A 13,001-nucleotide genomic window follows, 5' to 3' on the forward strand; every position below is an offset into this window, starting at 1 on the left:
CTGATCGCTGGATTCGAGATAGGGAGCAGATTTCAAACCCGCACCTTCCGCTACCAAGTCAACGAACCAGCAACAGCGAGGTAACAGATCAGCGCCCTGACGAAATTCGCGGTGATAGAAGGATGTTTCCACTTCACACCCCGGCAGAAATGATTAGCCTTGATTCACATCCGAGACAAGGTAAATTTAGACACGGCTATTGCCATTTTTCAACTATAATTTTTGGGCAAATCCACACTCCACGAAGCATCCATCAGAAGAAAGAACGTTACCTTACGGATGTTCCTTGACAAACCATGATTCTGTGCTATTACATGACTATACACACTTTGTCCGGGCTAAATATCCAGGAGGCGCCGCCTCAAGGGTTTGCACGGAAAAAATGACCGCCGCTACTGGCCTGGGGAGAGGGCTGGGCTACCCGTATAGGACATTCCGTTTTCTTGACCTGAATCTTATTCTAACCGAAGGAGAAATTGTTATGTGTAAGCCATTGGTAAGAAGGTTTCTTGCAGTTTGTTTATTATGGGTAGTGTTGGTTGGCAGTGTTGGAATCGCACGTGCCGGAGATTGGGCGCAGCCAATAAGTAACCTCAGGGCAAAACTCGGCTATGTCACGCCAGGTGATACCCCCGGTTGGCCTATTACGATCAGTACACCGGGAAGCTATGTCCTCACCGAGAATCTTCAAGGTACCGGCGTAGCGATGATTGAAATCACCTCCAGCTTTGTCACATTGGATCTTAATGGATTCATAATCAATAATGGGAGTCCTGGAGGTATCCCCATTGAAGCAGCGGAAGGAACGAGAAATGTGACCGTCATCAACGGAATGGTCACGGGTGGCATGGGCGGGGGAATCAGATTGTATGACTACAGCGTCGTCGACAAATTGGTCGTATTTGCGGGACACGGGGGTCTCCGGGTAGGCAACAACAGTAAGGTAAGAGACTGCTCGGTATCTGGCGCTTACGGTATCTATGCGGAAGATTACAGTATCATAAGCAACAATATGGCTGGGCACGGAAGCGCGGGCATCACGGTGGGCAAAAGCAGCCGGGTAAACGGCAACCAGATCCTGTCAGCCTCTTTCTGGGATATCAAGACAGGACCGAACAGCATTATAGAAGACAACACCGTAGTTGACTCAATGACCGGCATTCAAGCCGGGTCAGGCTCTTTGGTGAGTCGGAACACCGTGACTGGAAGTGGGACCGGCATAACAGCTGACAGCGGCAGTAAGGTGACCGGGAATACGGTAACGGATTGCCATCAGGTTGGCCTCAATTTGGCTGCCGATGCCGGCTACGCCAATAACGTGCTCACAGGAAATAACGGCGGGAGCGATAACCCGCAGGTCGCGGGTGGGATTCAGATGGGGATTAACGTCTGCGGCAATGGGACGGCCTGCCCATAGGAAAGAGATAGACATAGCGTGTTATCACAGGACAGGCGGGGTCTTCATGGCCCTGCCTCCTTGCGTACATTTCAATCTGTCATCTTCAATTGCCATCGAATCGGCATAGTGAGCAGTAGGGGGTGAAATCCATGGTCGATAGGCCAGTTGCCCATTCCCACCTCAGCGTGCCCCCGATTTGAATTTACATGGTATTATTAATTTAACTTGGTTAGAAAGAGAACGCCGTTATGGGCGAGGCTTACCTCCCCGGGCTTGGGAACATGGCCGCCGCCTATGAGTCCCGCGTCGGAAATGGTATGGTGAGGCGCCCGAAAAGGGCGATCAAGAATCAAAGCGCTCTCGGTATCCAAAAGCCCGGCGATGCTGTGGATCTTTGTGGTCTCTATGGCTTCGTCGTAGCTCAACCTGGGTAAGATAGTGGGAAGCCTTCTTGCGAGCATGGTTTTTCCTGAACCGGGTGGCCCTATCATGAGGATATTGTGCCCACCGCTTGCGGCAATCTCAAGAGCGCGTTTTGCCTGGGTCTGTCCCTTGATATCGGAAAAGTTCATATGATCTGTTTTCCGCCCCGTCTCATCGTTATCACCGCTCAGAGCGAACCGCTCCATTTCCCCGTCGCCTTTGAAGAAGTGGACAATATCGAGAAGATGGGCCGCCCCGTAGACATTGATGCCCTGGACCACAGCGGCCTCTCTGCCGTTCTCGCGGGGCACAATGATGTGGTTCATCCGCTCTTTTTCTGTGAGGATCGCGATCGGGAGCACGCCGTGGATGGCCTTGATCCTTCCGTCGAGGGAAAGCTCGCCGGCTATGAGGTAATCCTTTACGATCTCTTCTTTGATGATATTCATGGATGTGAGGATGCCGATGGCGATGGGGAGGTCGAATGAAGACCCTTCTTTTCTCACATCGGCGGGTGCTAGATTGATGGTGATGCGGTCCCCGGGGAATTCAAAACCAGCGTTCCGGATTGCCGCCCTCACGCGTTCCTTACTCTCCTTCACCGCCGTTTCCGGCAACCCGACAATGTTGAATGCGGGCAGCCCATAGGACAGGTCAACCTCCACGTCGATCTTTATCCCGTCAATACCATACACAGTCGCCGTAGCAATCCTGGAGATCATTTAAGCCCCCCTCTTTAAGAACCGAGAACGTTGCCTCGCTGTTATAGCCTACGCAAATTTCTTGCGCGCTTCACGCGCTCATTGTTTCTTGTCTTCCTGGTATTTCGCTATTTCCCGCACCTGTTGGACCCTGTCCCTGTCGCATACGAGGATACCTTCCTTTGATGCAACGATAACGAGGTTTGATACACCGATCACGCCTATGAGTCGTCCATCGGAGACTACCACGGAATCGTTCGTATCGAGTAAGAGTGTACTGCCTCTGACATAATTTCCCTTTGCGTCAAGATCAAGAACGCGCTGAAGCGATGCCCAGGTCCCGACATCGTCCCAGGCGAAGCGTGCCGGCACCATAAGCACATTATCGGCCTTCTCCATGAGCCCGTAATCAATAGATTTTCGTTCGAACCCCCGAAAGATTGCATCTGCCTGCGCTTTTTTGCCGTGTTTTAGAGCACTCTCAATGGAGCACAAACCTTCGTAGAGTTGAGGCATATGTTGCCGCATGCCATGAAGGGCTGTCTTAGCCCGCCAGATGAATATGCCGGCATTCCAGTAGTAATGGCCATCCTTCACGTATTCTACGGCCCTTGCGCTGTCGGGCTTTTCAACGAATCTGTCCACGGTAAAGCAGGCGATTTTCGATTGAGCATCGAATTGTCTAAAAGCATGGATGTATCCGTAGCCGGTCTCGGGTCTTGTCGGGGTAATCCCCATGGTCACGAGATAATCGCCTTTATGCGCCAGGGCCACGCAATCGACCACGGTTTCGCCGAATCTTTTCGTGTCCGGGACGTATTGATCGGCAGGAAGAACCACCATGGCGGCCTTCTCGTCCTTAAGCGAGAGGAAAGTCGCGGCAAGGCCGATGCAAGCCGCCGTATCTCTGCCCACAGGCTCCACGATGAAATGTGAAGCGGGAAGCAGAGCAAGCTGCTTCTGTGCCGTCCTTAAGTGGGACCTTCCGAGCACGACGAATATCCGTTCTTTAGGAACGAACTCAAGCGCCCTTTCCACGGTGAGCTGAATGAGGCTCTTATCCCCTGTCAACGGCAAAAAGGGCTTGGGCACCTTGCCCGTGCTTAATGGCCAGAAGCGTTCGCCTCTGCCCCCGGCCATGATTACGCAATAGGTATGATCGAGCAAACTGGGATGTGCGGTTTGAGATTTCAGACGGACCTCCCGTGTTAAAGGTGTTCAAGAATTTTCGGCAAAACATCCGAAGCGGTGCCCGTAAAGAAATGGTCTGTAATTGATGAAGTGAAGGGCGTGGATTCTACGTTTATTTCCACAATGGTGGCGCCTTTTGACTTTGCCACGTAGGGTATTTCCGCAGCGGGATAGACGACCCCGGAAGTCCCGATGATGAACATGACCCCGCATCGGTTTGCTTCTTCGTTTGCGCGAAGCATGGCGATCATGGGGATACCCTCTCCGAAGAATACCACGTCCGGTTTTAAGGCCCTGTTACACTTCTCACATCGAGGATACGGCAGAAGCTCGATCATCTGCGGGGTGAGAAGGACTCGTCGGGAGCAGTTAAGACAGGTGAGCCAGCGATGATTGCCGTGGTATTCTATAACGTCGCTGTTACCTGCCACGTGGTGAAGTCCGTCCACATTCTGGGTAATCACCGACTTCAAATATCCCTTCTGTTCCAGCGTTGCCAGTGCAAGATGCGCCGGGCTCGGCCCGGATTCAAAGATCACCTTGGACATTTCCCTCAGCATGATCCAGACCTTCTCGGGGTTGTTCGTGAAGGCGCGTATGTGGGCGTATTCCATGGGATCATACTTTTCCCATAATCCCTGACCGCCGCGAAAAGCAGGGATGCCACTGTCCACGGAAATGCCCGCGCCCGTAAAGGCCACCAGGTACTGTTTTTCCTTGATAATCTCCGCAACTCTCTGATAATCATCCATGGTCATAACCCCTTGAGGAAAGAACCCGGCCGTATAGTGTCATTAAGTCCTTGCTTAGTCATGGCGCATATGGGATAAGCGCATCGGATTTTTTCAGGCGGTCTTCCACCCCTTGGATATATCCCGAAATGAAGGTATGAGGCCGAAGCCGTCCGCCTTTTTGACCGCCCTTTTTATGGCTTCGGCAAGGACGAACTCGGCGAGCACCCCCACGTTGTTGACGTCGGCCTCAATCTCTCCTGTGGCAAGCGCGAAGACAAGGTCGCCGTCAAATGTGGTGTGTACGGGATGTATTGTCTTAATGAGTCCCCCGTGGGCCATCTGGGCCATCTTGGTTGCCTCTCGCTTGTCAAAGCGTGCGTTGGTGGCCACGACCCCGAGGGTCGTATTGACAATACCGAACTGTTTTTTGACCACACCTTCTTTGAGCAATGATACCGTGTTTGCGAACTCCAGACTCTCTTCGGATTTGCGCACGCCCACAATGATCTTTCCCGTGACATTATCAATGATGTCCCCGAAGGCGTTGACCACAACCAGCGCGGCGACCTTGAGACCGGTGGGCATTGCAAGGCTGCACGTGCCGAGTCCCCCTTTCATCGCCCGGGGCAGTTCGAAGAGTTTTCCCACGGTCGCACCGGTACCGGCCCCAACGCTGCCTTCCTCTACGATATCACCTGCCTTGAGACAGGCCTCATAACCCATTTCAGGCGTGGGTCTTGATTTCGGGTTTCCGAGACCAAGGTCGAAGATCACAGCAGAGGGCACGATCGGTATGCGGGCCACACCCACATCGAAGCCCACACCCCTTTCTTCGAGATACCGGGCAACGCCGGCCGCGGCATCGAGACCGAAAGCGCTGCCGCCGGCAAGAAGTATCCCGTGGACCTGCTCCACGATGTGATTTGTGCTTAACGCGTCTATCTGCCTCGTACCCGCTGCGTTTCCCCGGATATCAATTCCGCAGACCGCGCCCTGTTGACACAGGATGACCGTGCAACCGGTGCACCCTTTACGGTCGGTGTAATGGCCGACTTTCAGGCTCTGAATATCCGTGATCGCGTTTAACATGTTTTTAAAACCTTACCAGATGGAAAATGTCTTGTCAATGAGACAAAATCTGCCGTAATTTTAAAGCCTTGTCTTCGTTTTCTTTCTTTAAGTTTTCTTTCATCTTGTCGAGCTTTTTTTGCAAGCCCTCATCCTTGATGGAGAGAATTGAACACGCGAGTATCGCCGCGTTCTTCCCCGCATCGAGACCTACCGTTGCTACGGGTATGCCTTTGGGCATCTGCACGATGGAAAGAAGGGCGTCCATCCCATTCAAAGCGCTCGCGCTTGTGGGAACGCCTATGACAGGCAGGGTTGTATGAGAGGCTATAACACCGGGCAGATGCGCGGCCATGCCCGCGATAGCGATGATCACCTCAATGCCCTGGTTTCGTGCGTCTTTTGCGTACCCCGTGGTTTTGTCCGGATTGCGATGGGCCGAGGATATATCGATTTTATACTGAACGCCCATATCCTTAAGAAATTTGATGCCGTCCTCTATGACCGAGAGATCGCTGTCACTCCCCATAAGAATCAGGATTTTCGGGTTTTTCATAGGAACTCCTTTGGTGAAAAGAGCGTTACGCTTTAAGCGGTAAGCCCTGCGTGTAGCACCGTTGCCGATCTTACGGCCTAAAACGACATGTGACAATATACCATCATACATGAAAATACTGGTTTTTTCTATAGAGGCATTCACACGACGCACTCTTGCCTTTTTTTCGTCCAGTCTGTAGTATAAAGATTAACCGTCATGACCACGATCAAAGAATCTTTGAGCAGAATTCCTTTATTGCAAGGACTTCCTGACGCGCAGTTGGGAGAGCTTGTCCGCATTGTGATCGAGCGAAACTATAAGCCGGGGGAGATCATCTTCTCGGAGGGCAGCGAAGCCACGGGGTTTTTTGTGCTGATCCGGGGGAGGGTGAAGATATTTAAGCTTTCTCCGGAAGGCAAAGAGCAGATCCTCCATTTTATCGAGCCGGGAGAGCCCTTTGCGGAAGCGGCTCTTTTTGCCGATTCCCTGTATCCGGCGCACGCGGAATCGTTAAAGGAAGGCGCGGCCATATTCTTTCCCAGGGTGGCCTTCGAGAGACTCATCAAGAAAGATCCGGGCCTTGCCATGAACATGCTCGCAATCCTTTCCCGGCGCCTGAAATATTTTGCCCGGCTTGTCGAGGACCTTTCCCTGAAAGAAGTCCCGCAGAGGCTCGCGGCGTATCTTATCTATCTCAGCGACACTCGCGGCCATGCGCTAGACATGGATCTCGGCATCTCCAAGGGGCAGCTTGCAAGCCTTCTCGGTACCATCCCGGAAACGCTTTCCCGAATCCTGAACAAGATGGCGGCACAGGGGTTCATCGAGGTGAAGGGCCGTCGTATGAAGCTTTTAAAAAGGGATGGGCTTTTGTCCCTCGCATCGGGCGAGAAGCTAATCGCCTGACTTTTCGCGCCCTCCGCATTCCTGAAGAACTCACTGGATTAGGTTGATTTGTCTTCCCTGGCTTCGCTCTCGGAGTACCTGAATATTTCAAAGACCGACACAAAAATAGCCAGCACCAGAGGTCCCACAATGAGGCCTATGAAGCCGAAGAGCCTGATACCGCCGAGGATACTGAAAAATATGGCCAGCGTAGGCATCCTCATCTTTCCCTTCATGATCAAGGGTCGTATGATGTTGTCCGCGGCGCTGATGGCCAGCACACCCACAAGAACGAGAATCAGGCATTTCACGTAGAGGCCCTGGAACAAGAGATAACCTGCGGCCGGTCCCCAGACAATAAAGGTACCGAGAAGAGGAATGAAAGACGCTATGAACATGGTGAGGCCCCAGAGAACAGGCGATGATATGCTGAGAAGCGCAAAAGCGATGCCGCCTATGGTCCCCTGAACGATGGCTACCGTAACGCCGCCGTATATCGTGGACACGATAATCTCTTGGGTTTGTTGCAGGAGCCTGTCTTTCTGAGGTTTTGAAAAGGGCATGAAGCTGCTGATCGCCTGGAGGAATCTCGGTCCATCCGCAAGAAAAAAGAATGTTGAAAGGATCATGAAGATGAAATTGATCGCACCGGTTACCATATTACTTAAACCGATTTTTACGAACCCCACGGACTCCTGGCCGATCTTGGCCACGTTGTCCATTACGGCCTTTTGAAACTCCTGCTCCGAGACGTGGGATAACAAAAGCACCCTGTTGATGAGACTTCGCACCACGGGATGCCTTAATGCCTCGCTCAATGAGCTCACCCCATGCTTTTCCATATTGCTGAGCACAGACAACGCTTCCTGTCCGATGAGATAGGACGCATAGGACACGGGACCGAAGAGGATGATGAGAATAACAAGGAGGGTAATGGCTGACGCGACCGATCTTTTTTTCACATACTTCAAGAAGAAGGCGTAGACCGGGTAGAAGATGATCGAGAGCACGATGGCCCACATGATGGGCGACAGAAAAGGACTTAATATCTGGTACGTGAGGTAGCCGAGTACCAGAATAATGAAGGCCATTATGACAAAATAGAATCTGTTATCTGTCATGTGCGTACGATACTACACCCGCAAAAGCGTTCCCGCCGCACGGTACGTAATTGTCTCACGGTGACGTAAGTCGCGATATTAGCTGCGCTGTCTTTCTTTTTCGTATGCTTCTTTACCGGCTTCTACAGCCTTAGTAATAATATTCTTCTCCTTCTCTACAAACTCCTTACCCTTATCCGCGTAAGAGACTGCCTTTTCCTTCACCTGATCGTAATAACTTTCCGCCCTTTCCTTGGCCCCTTCAGCAGCATCCTTTATCATACGCCTTGTCTCTTCCCCGGTTTTCGGCGCCACAAGGAGCGCTATACCTGCTCCTATTATTCCACCCATGAAAAATGAAAGAAGAACGGTGCCGGCACTGAATCCACTGTCCTCGCGTCCCATATGTTGCCTCCTTTTATCGAGATTTTGCAAAGATATTCTTGATGAAATATTCGATTCCCGCTCTCACACCCGCCCTAAGCCCCGAAGCCTGGGTGGCAGAGGTCGTTGCAACCGTACTGACCACCTCGCTTATCTGCTGCACGCTCTGGCCTATTTGACGGATAGAGCCTGAAAGTAGCCTCACGTCTGTTGTGACAGCCCCGATATCATCCGTAATCTTTCGTACGCTCTTCAGGGTATCCTGCAATTCATCCGTTGTCGGCTTGAGCGTTGCCTGAGTGGTCTCTATGAATTGCTTCAGGGAACCGATGGTCTTTCTCAGTTCGAGAAGTGTGTAGCCGACAAAACCGACAAGCGCCAGGATGGCAAGTGTAATAAGACCAAAAAAAAGGCTGTTCATAAGACCCCCTTAGACATAATTCGGCCGGATTCCTCCATGATTATGCATAACCCCAGCGATTGATAACCACAGTACATTATAACTACTGGTTCGCAATGTGTAAAGTCAAGGTAGAAAGAGTTCCTGATCATCGCAAGCACGGGCCAAGCCGTCTTAATGGAAGAGCTAAGGTGTCCTTGACCGTCACCCGCGATTGCACATATAATTAAGACACAAAATTCGTCAGAGGGAGGACCAGAATGAAGGCGATTATTCTCTTCGGAAGCCCGCGAAAAAAAGGCAACACGATCCAGCTCGCAAAAGTTATGGCCGATACATTGAAAGAAAAAGGACACGGCGTACGAATGCTCTATCTCAACGATCTCAACATCAGACCGTGCCAGGGATGCTACGCCTGTCTCGGCAAGGGTATCTGCAAGATCAACGATGACATGAAGGACATTCGGAAATATATCATGGAATCCGACCTTATCGTGTACGCCACGCCAATTTACTGGTTCGGACCCTCAGGCCAGCTCAAGCTCGCCATGGACCGCTCGCTCGCATTCATGGACAAAGACTACAACTCCCGTATCGCAGGAAAGAAGGTGGTTACGCTCATGACGTGCGGAAGTGATGAGATTGAGACATGCACGCCCACTATCGATATGTTCAAGAAGACCTTTGATCTTCTCAAGCTGAGCTACCTGGGGAGCGTTGAAGCCTTGGGTTGTGAAGAAGGGCCTATAAAAGAAACGTACACGAAAAAGACTAAAAAGCTCGCCCAGTCCATCGCATGAACGTAAGCGGGCTTCTCTACTTCACAACGAAAAAGGTCGGCAAGGCCATCTGGGACTACCAGATGCTCAAAGAGGGAGACAAGGTGATCGTGGCTGTGTCCGGGGGCAAGGACAGCCTCAGCCTACTCAAGATCATGCAAGAGCGGATCAAGTTCGTCCCGATCCACTTCGAGGTTGTGGCCTGCTTCGTGGACATGGGGTTTTCCTGGATCGATAAAGATATCCTCATAAACTATTTTGAAAGTCAGTCCGTGCCCTACGTGATTGCCAAACCGCCCGGTGAATGGAAAGGAGAGGCCGAAGACTTCGGCTGCTTCTGGTGTAGCTGGAACCGCAGGAAGGCCTTATTTGACCTTGCCCCTGAGATAGGAGCCACAAAGATAGCCTTTGCCCACCACATGGATGATATTATCGAGACCATGCTTCTCAATCTGTTTTTTCAAGGCGAAATTGGGACCATGCAACCCTATCAGGAATTGTTTGAGGGAGAACTTGCGCTCATCCGGCCGCTCGCCTACGTGGAAGAGACGGACCTCGTGCGCCTCTCCAGGATCCTTGAATTGCCTGTCATATCATCTCAGTGTCCTCACGGAGAAACCTCCAAAAGACGGCTCGTCAAGGGCATCATAGAAGATCTGAAAAAACATAACAAAAACGTGAAAAAAAACATCTTCCGGAGCCTGGCGCGGGTCAGGACAGAATACCTGCTCGGGGCTAAGACAAGATCGGAAACTTAAGACAGACGGGGGTTAGCGTAGTGCGGGGAGGAGCCTCTCAAAAAACCAGAAGGCAAATACCGATACGAGCACCAGGATAAACAGGCCGTTCATAGCGGATGGAGCACGTGACGGCAGGCAGCCAAGCCGTCTTAACGGCACCACGCTCAGAATAATCATAAAGACAAGGAAATACGAAAATGGGTTAAGGGCGAGTGCGCCGCTAAAGTCCCCTTTGGCCATGCACAAAAGCGCCCGCGTCATGCCGCATCCGGGACAGGGGATACCCGTCAATGCCTTAAAAGGACAGAAAAGCGGCAGGACGTGTTGCACCCGATCGGCGCAAATATGACGAGACAGATAGGCCATTCGGTGCACAGCACGTGTGCAAACCGAAAGAGTTCGCCGCTGCGTCACGCCTCACAACCTTTTGTTCATACATGGGCCGCACCTCGCCGCACAAGAAATCTGTTGAATATTGGTCACGATTATGGGAGAAGATACACAAGAGAGTGCAAGAATATGTTGAAGATGCGTCAGGAGGGCTCATTATGAGTAAATCAGTTCTTAACCAGAGAAAGATACTGGCCGTTGATGATGAACCGGACGTGCTTGCGGTTCTCAAAGACGAGATCGGGGCGAGCTGTACGGATTGCCGTGTTGATTCGGCTACGACATACGATGAAGCCGTTAAACTCCTCTCCTCAAATGAATACGATCTCATTATTCTTGACATCATGGGGGTCAGGGGCTTTGATCTCTTAGAAATGGCCGTGAGCAAAAAGATGAGAGCGGTTATGCTTACAGCTCACGCGTTGAGCCCGGAAAACCTGAAGCGCGCCCACGATATGGGGGCGAGGGCTTATCTGCCTAAGCAGAAATTGGGAGAAATTGTGCCCTTTCTGGAAGATGCCCTCAAATATGAATTTGAGCCCGGTTGGAAACGAAACCTGGAAGTATTGAAGGACGTGCTCTCCGATCTGTGGGGCAGGGACTGGGAGAAGATCGAGAAGGACGTAGGTACAAAGATGTCCCCACGTGAGTCTTGACAGGGTGAGCCGAACCGTCATCTTAAGCCTACCCTAAGACTTACGGATTTAAGCCTGTCCTTTGAGGTTGACGCCTTCTTGCGAATGCGATAGGAATTGCAGCGGACGCTAAACTCCTGATAGCTCTTATTTGCCTCTGGTACAGGGCCAAACGCGCTCCTGCATGCAATCTGCAGATATTTCATTTTTATATGATCTAAATCATATCAAGCTTTTCTGCGGCTTAATAAACTTAAACAATACGTGGACGGTTCTTTGTAGCATGTTCTGAAGAACACTCCGAGCACAAAGGGGGATGGCAGTGGAAGATCGTCAGGCAATCCTCAATCACTCGATGATAATAGGGAATTATTCGGAGAAATCAAGCCTTCGGTTCCGAAGGTATGAACGGTGTTTGCAGACCTTTGATCGGAAGCTTCCGTGATTCCTGGATAGGGGTCCGGAGGCAGGGATAGAAATAAATATCCTATCAGCGCCTTGAGGGCGATGATCTGTGGGGTGCTATGACAGGCACTAAGAGCCTTCTTCTGACCGTCGAGAAGTTACTACCTGCAGGTTCTCAAAGAAAATGCGCGCCGTTTGGCGCAATAGGGGAGAGGGCCGCCCTAGGCTTACTCGCTGCCCCTCGCGCGGCGCACCCGTTTTCACTGACAAATTTAGCGATAGACGCGTATGAAGCGTATAAAGAAGCTACGCCATTCCTGGAACAACTTCACGAAACATGGACAGAGAGAAAAAGCCCTGACCGACCGGTTAGGAATCGGACGATGAACGGGAAGAGGCGTGGCCAACTTCTTAATCTCGGCGACGCCGGTTCGACGGTGAACACGCGAGCGGGCCGTCCGGCGATGAAAAGTCCATGCGCCGACAGCGATTAAGGGAAATGTATGATGCCTTGTCACCTTTTGACCGCAGGGCATTGGCATGAATAGAGCACGTTTAGCAAAAATCCGCTGATCAAGCGATAAAGGAGGCTTTACATGAAATACGAAACGGTTATCTACGGAAAAGAGGGGCAGGTGGCAACTATCGTTCTCAATCGCCCCGAAAAATTGAACGCCGTGTCCCCGGAACTGATACGAGACTGGTCCGCTGCCATGGATGAGGCCGAGCAGGATGACGATGTGAAGGTCATCATTTTCAAGGGAGCGGGCCGCGCTTTCAGTGCGGGCGCCGATCTCACCGGCGTAGGGTTTGTTTACGGGATGAAGGAACCGAAGGCCGGAGAAACAGGCGGCTTAAGAAAGATTCCCCAACGGGTCAAACTGAAATTTGATAGAAACCTCTTCCTCGGGTTTCACCGCAAGCTCCTTTACTGTCCCAAGATTACTATCGCACAGATGCACAAGTACTGCCTGGGCGTTGCCTTCAATCTTGTGCTCCATTGCGATCTTCTTCTCGCGAGCGAAGACTGTAAAGTCGGTCACGTGGAGGAAAGACTTGGCCAGGGAGGCATGACCATCTCTCCTATCATGGTCTTACGATGCGGTCTTACGAGGGCCATGGATCTCTGCCTCACCGGCAAGATGATTACAGGCGCTCAGGCAGCGGCCTACAACCTCATCAACAGGGCCGTGCCCGAAGATATCCTCGATAGCGAGGTAAAGGAACTG

General features: G+C 51.6%; 16 protein-coding genes. 7 read left to right on the forward strand and 9 right to left on the reverse strand.

The window, feature by feature from the left end; all coding sequences use genetic code 11:
- Both VMT62_14470 and VMT62_14475 read left to right on the forward strand, forming a co-directional pair.
- Nucleotides 1-290, forward strand: a 290-nt coding sequence (locus tag VMT62_14470) for a hypothetical protein (protein ID HVN97630.1), incomplete at its 5' end; no start/stop codon positions are given.
- A gap of 191 nt (nucleotides 291-481) precedes the next feature.
- Entirely contained in the window at nucleotides 482-1,417 is a 936-nt protein-coding gene (locus VMT62_14475) for a right-handed parallel beta-helix repeat-containing protein (GenBank protein HVN97631.1), read from the forward strand.
- A gap of 197 nt (nucleotides 1,418-1,614) precedes the next feature.
- Here VMT62_14475 and VMT62_14480 read toward each other — a convergent pair whose 3' ends face one another.
- From VMT62_14480 to purE, 5 genes are all read right to left on the reverse strand, one after another.
- Nucleotides 1,615-2,544, reverse strand: a complete 930-nt coding sequence (locus tag VMT62_14480; GenBank protein HVN97632.1) for a YifB family Mg chelatase-like AAA ATPase — start codon at nucleotides 2,542-2,544, stop codon at nucleotides 1,615-1,617.
- Nucleotides 2,545-2,622: 78 nt separating this feature from the next.
- Nucleotides 2,623-3,690 (reverse strand): sugar phosphate nucleotidyltransferase, encoded by a 1,068-nt coding sequence (locus VMT62_14485; GenBank protein ID HVN97633.1) that lies wholly within the window; start codon nucleotides 3,688-3,690, stop codon nucleotides 2,623-2,625.
- 41 nt (nucleotides 3,691-3,731) lie between these two features.
- Entirely contained in the window at nucleotides 3,732-4,466 is a 735-nt protein-coding gene (locus tag VMT62_14490; GenBank protein ID HVN97634.1) for an NAD-dependent deacylase, read from the reverse strand.
- A gap of 93 nt (nucleotides 4,467-4,559) precedes the next feature.
- Nucleotides 4,560-5,537, reverse strand: coding sequence for a P1 family peptidase (locus VMT62_14495; GenBank protein ID HVN97635.1), 978 nt, complete (start codon nucleotides 5,535-5,537; stop codon nucleotides 4,560-4,562).
- Nucleotides 5,538-5,571: 34 nt separating this feature from the next.
- Complete coding sequence (gene purE, locus VMT62_14500; GenBank protein HVN97636.1) at nucleotides 5,572-6,072, reverse strand: 5-(carboxyamino)imidazole ribonucleotide mutase; 501 nt, start codon at nucleotides 6,070-6,072, stop codon at nucleotides 5,572-5,574.
- A gap of 198 nt (nucleotides 6,073-6,270) precedes the next feature.
- Here purE and VMT62_14505 point away from each other — a divergent pair, with 198 nt between their 5' ends.
- Nucleotides 6,271-6,960, forward strand: coding sequence for a Crp/Fnr family transcriptional regulator (locus tag VMT62_14505; GenBank protein ID HVN97637.1), 690 nt, complete (start codon nucleotides 6,271-6,273; stop codon nucleotides 6,958-6,960).
- Nucleotides 6,961-6,998: 38 nt separating this feature from the next.
- On the opposite strand, the gene VMT62_14510 is transcribed toward VMT62_14505, so the two are convergent.
- From VMT62_14510 to VMT62_14520, 3 genes are all read right to left on the reverse strand, one after another.
- Nucleotides 6,999-8,060, reverse strand: coding sequence for an AI-2E family transporter (locus VMT62_14510; protein HVN97638.1), 1,062 nt, complete (start codon nucleotides 8,058-8,060; stop codon nucleotides 6,999-7,001).
- 78 nt (nucleotides 8,061-8,138) lie between these two features.
- On the reverse strand, nucleotides 8,139-8,444 hold the full coding sequence (locus VMT62_14515) for a YtxH domain-containing protein (GenBank protein ID HVN97639.1): 306 nt from the start codon (nucleotides 8,442-8,444) through the stop codon (nucleotides 8,139-8,141).
- Nucleotides 8,445-8,457: 13 nt separating this feature from the next.
- Nucleotides 8,458-8,844: a DUF948 domain-containing protein gene (locus tag VMT62_14520; protein HVN97640.1), complete on the reverse strand. Its 387-nt coding sequence runs from the start codon at nucleotides 8,842-8,844 to the stop codon at nucleotides 8,458-8,460.
- A 239-nt stretch (nucleotides 8,845-9,083) separates the two neighbouring features.
- Between VMT62_14520 and VMT62_14525 the strand changes: the two genes are divergently transcribed.
- Nucleotides 9,084-9,623, forward strand: a complete 540-nt coding sequence (locus tag VMT62_14525; protein ID HVN97641.1) for a flavodoxin family protein — start codon at nucleotides 9,084-9,086, stop codon at nucleotides 9,621-9,623.
- Entirely contained in the window at nucleotides 9,620-10,360 is a 741-nt protein-coding gene (locus tag VMT62_14530; protein HVN97642.1) for an ATP-binding protein, read from the forward strand. The genes VMT62_14525 and VMT62_14530 overlap by 4 nt, the downstream gene beginning before the upstream one ends.
- A 12-nt stretch (nucleotides 10,361-10,372) precedes the next feature.
- Here the strand turns inward: VMT62_14530 and VMT62_14535 are convergent, their stop codons facing one another.
- A complete protein-coding gene (locus VMT62_14535) occupies nucleotides 10,373-10,708 on the reverse strand; it encodes a DUF2752 domain-containing protein (GenBank protein ID HVN97643.1) in 336 nt (111 codons plus the stop codon).
- Between the two features lie 182 nt (nucleotides 10,709-10,890).
- On the opposite strand from VMT62_14535, the gene VMT62_14540 reads away from it, so the two are divergent.
- Both VMT62_14540 and VMT62_14545 read left to right on the forward strand, forming a co-directional pair.
- On the forward strand, nucleotides 10,891-11,388 hold the full coding sequence (locus tag VMT62_14540; protein HVN97644.1) for a response regulator: 498 nt from the start codon (nucleotides 10,891-10,893) through the stop codon (nucleotides 11,386-11,388).
- A gap of 980 nt (nucleotides 11,389-12,368) precedes the next feature.
- A partial coding sequence (locus VMT62_14545; GenBank protein HVN97645.1) for an enoyl-CoA hydratase/isomerase family protein occupies nucleotides 12,369-13,001 on the forward strand: 633 nt, incomplete at its 3' end.

Source organism: Syntrophorhabdaceae bacterium, assembly GCA_035541755.1.
Lineage (GTDB): Bacteria > Desulfobacterota > Syntrophorhabdia > Syntrophorhabdales > Syntrophorhabdaceae > PNOF01.

Coding starts and splice junctions, on each gene's coding strand:
- VMT62_14495 (HVN97635.1), bottom strand. CDS start 5,537: ATGTTAAACGCGATCACGGATATTCAGAGCCTGAAAGTCGGCCATTAC.
- VMT62_14505 (HVN97637.1), top strand. CDS start 6,271: ATGACCACGATCAAAGAATCTTTGAGCAGAATTCCTTTATTGCAAGGA.
- VMT62_14510 (HVN97638.1), bottom strand. CDS start 8,060: ATGACAGATAACAGATTCTATTTTGTCATAATGGCCTTCATTATTCTG.
- VMT62_14520 (HVN97640.1), bottom strand. CDS start 8,844: ATGAACAGCCTTTTTTTTGGTCTTATTACACTTGCCATCCTGGCGCTT.
- VMT62_14540 (HVN97644.1), top strand. CDS start 10,891: ATGAGTAAATCAGTTCTTAACCAGAGAAAGATACTGGCCGTTGATGAT.
- VMT62_14480 (HVN97632.1), bottom strand. CDS start 2,544: ATGATCTCCAGGATTGCTACGGCGACTGTGTATGGTATTGACGGGATA.
- VMT62_14490 (HVN97634.1), bottom strand. CDS start 4,466: ATGGATGATTATCAGAGAGTTGCGGAGATTATCAAGGAAAAACAGTAC.
- VMT62_14515 (HVN97639.1), bottom strand. CDS start 8,444: ATGGGACGCGAGGACAGTGGATTCAGTGCCGGCACCGTTCTTCTTTCA.
- VMT62_14475 (HVN97631.1), top strand. CDS start 482: ATGTGTAAGCCATTGGTAAGAAGGTTTCTTGCAGTTTGTTTATTATGG.
- purE (HVN97636.1), bottom strand. CDS start 6,072: ATGAAAAACCCGAAAATCCTGATTCTTATGGGGAGTGACAGCGATCTC.
- VMT62_14530 (HVN97642.1), top strand. CDS start 9,620: ATGAACGTAAGCGGGCTTCTCTACTTCACAACGAAAAAGGTCGGCAAG.
- VMT62_14535 (HVN97643.1), bottom strand. CDS start 10,708: ATGGCCTATCTGTCTCGTCATATTTGCGCCGATCGGGTGCAACACGTC.
- VMT62_14525 (HVN97641.1), top strand. CDS start 9,084: ATGAAGGCGATTATTCTCTTCGGAAGCCCGCGAAAAAAAGGCAACACG.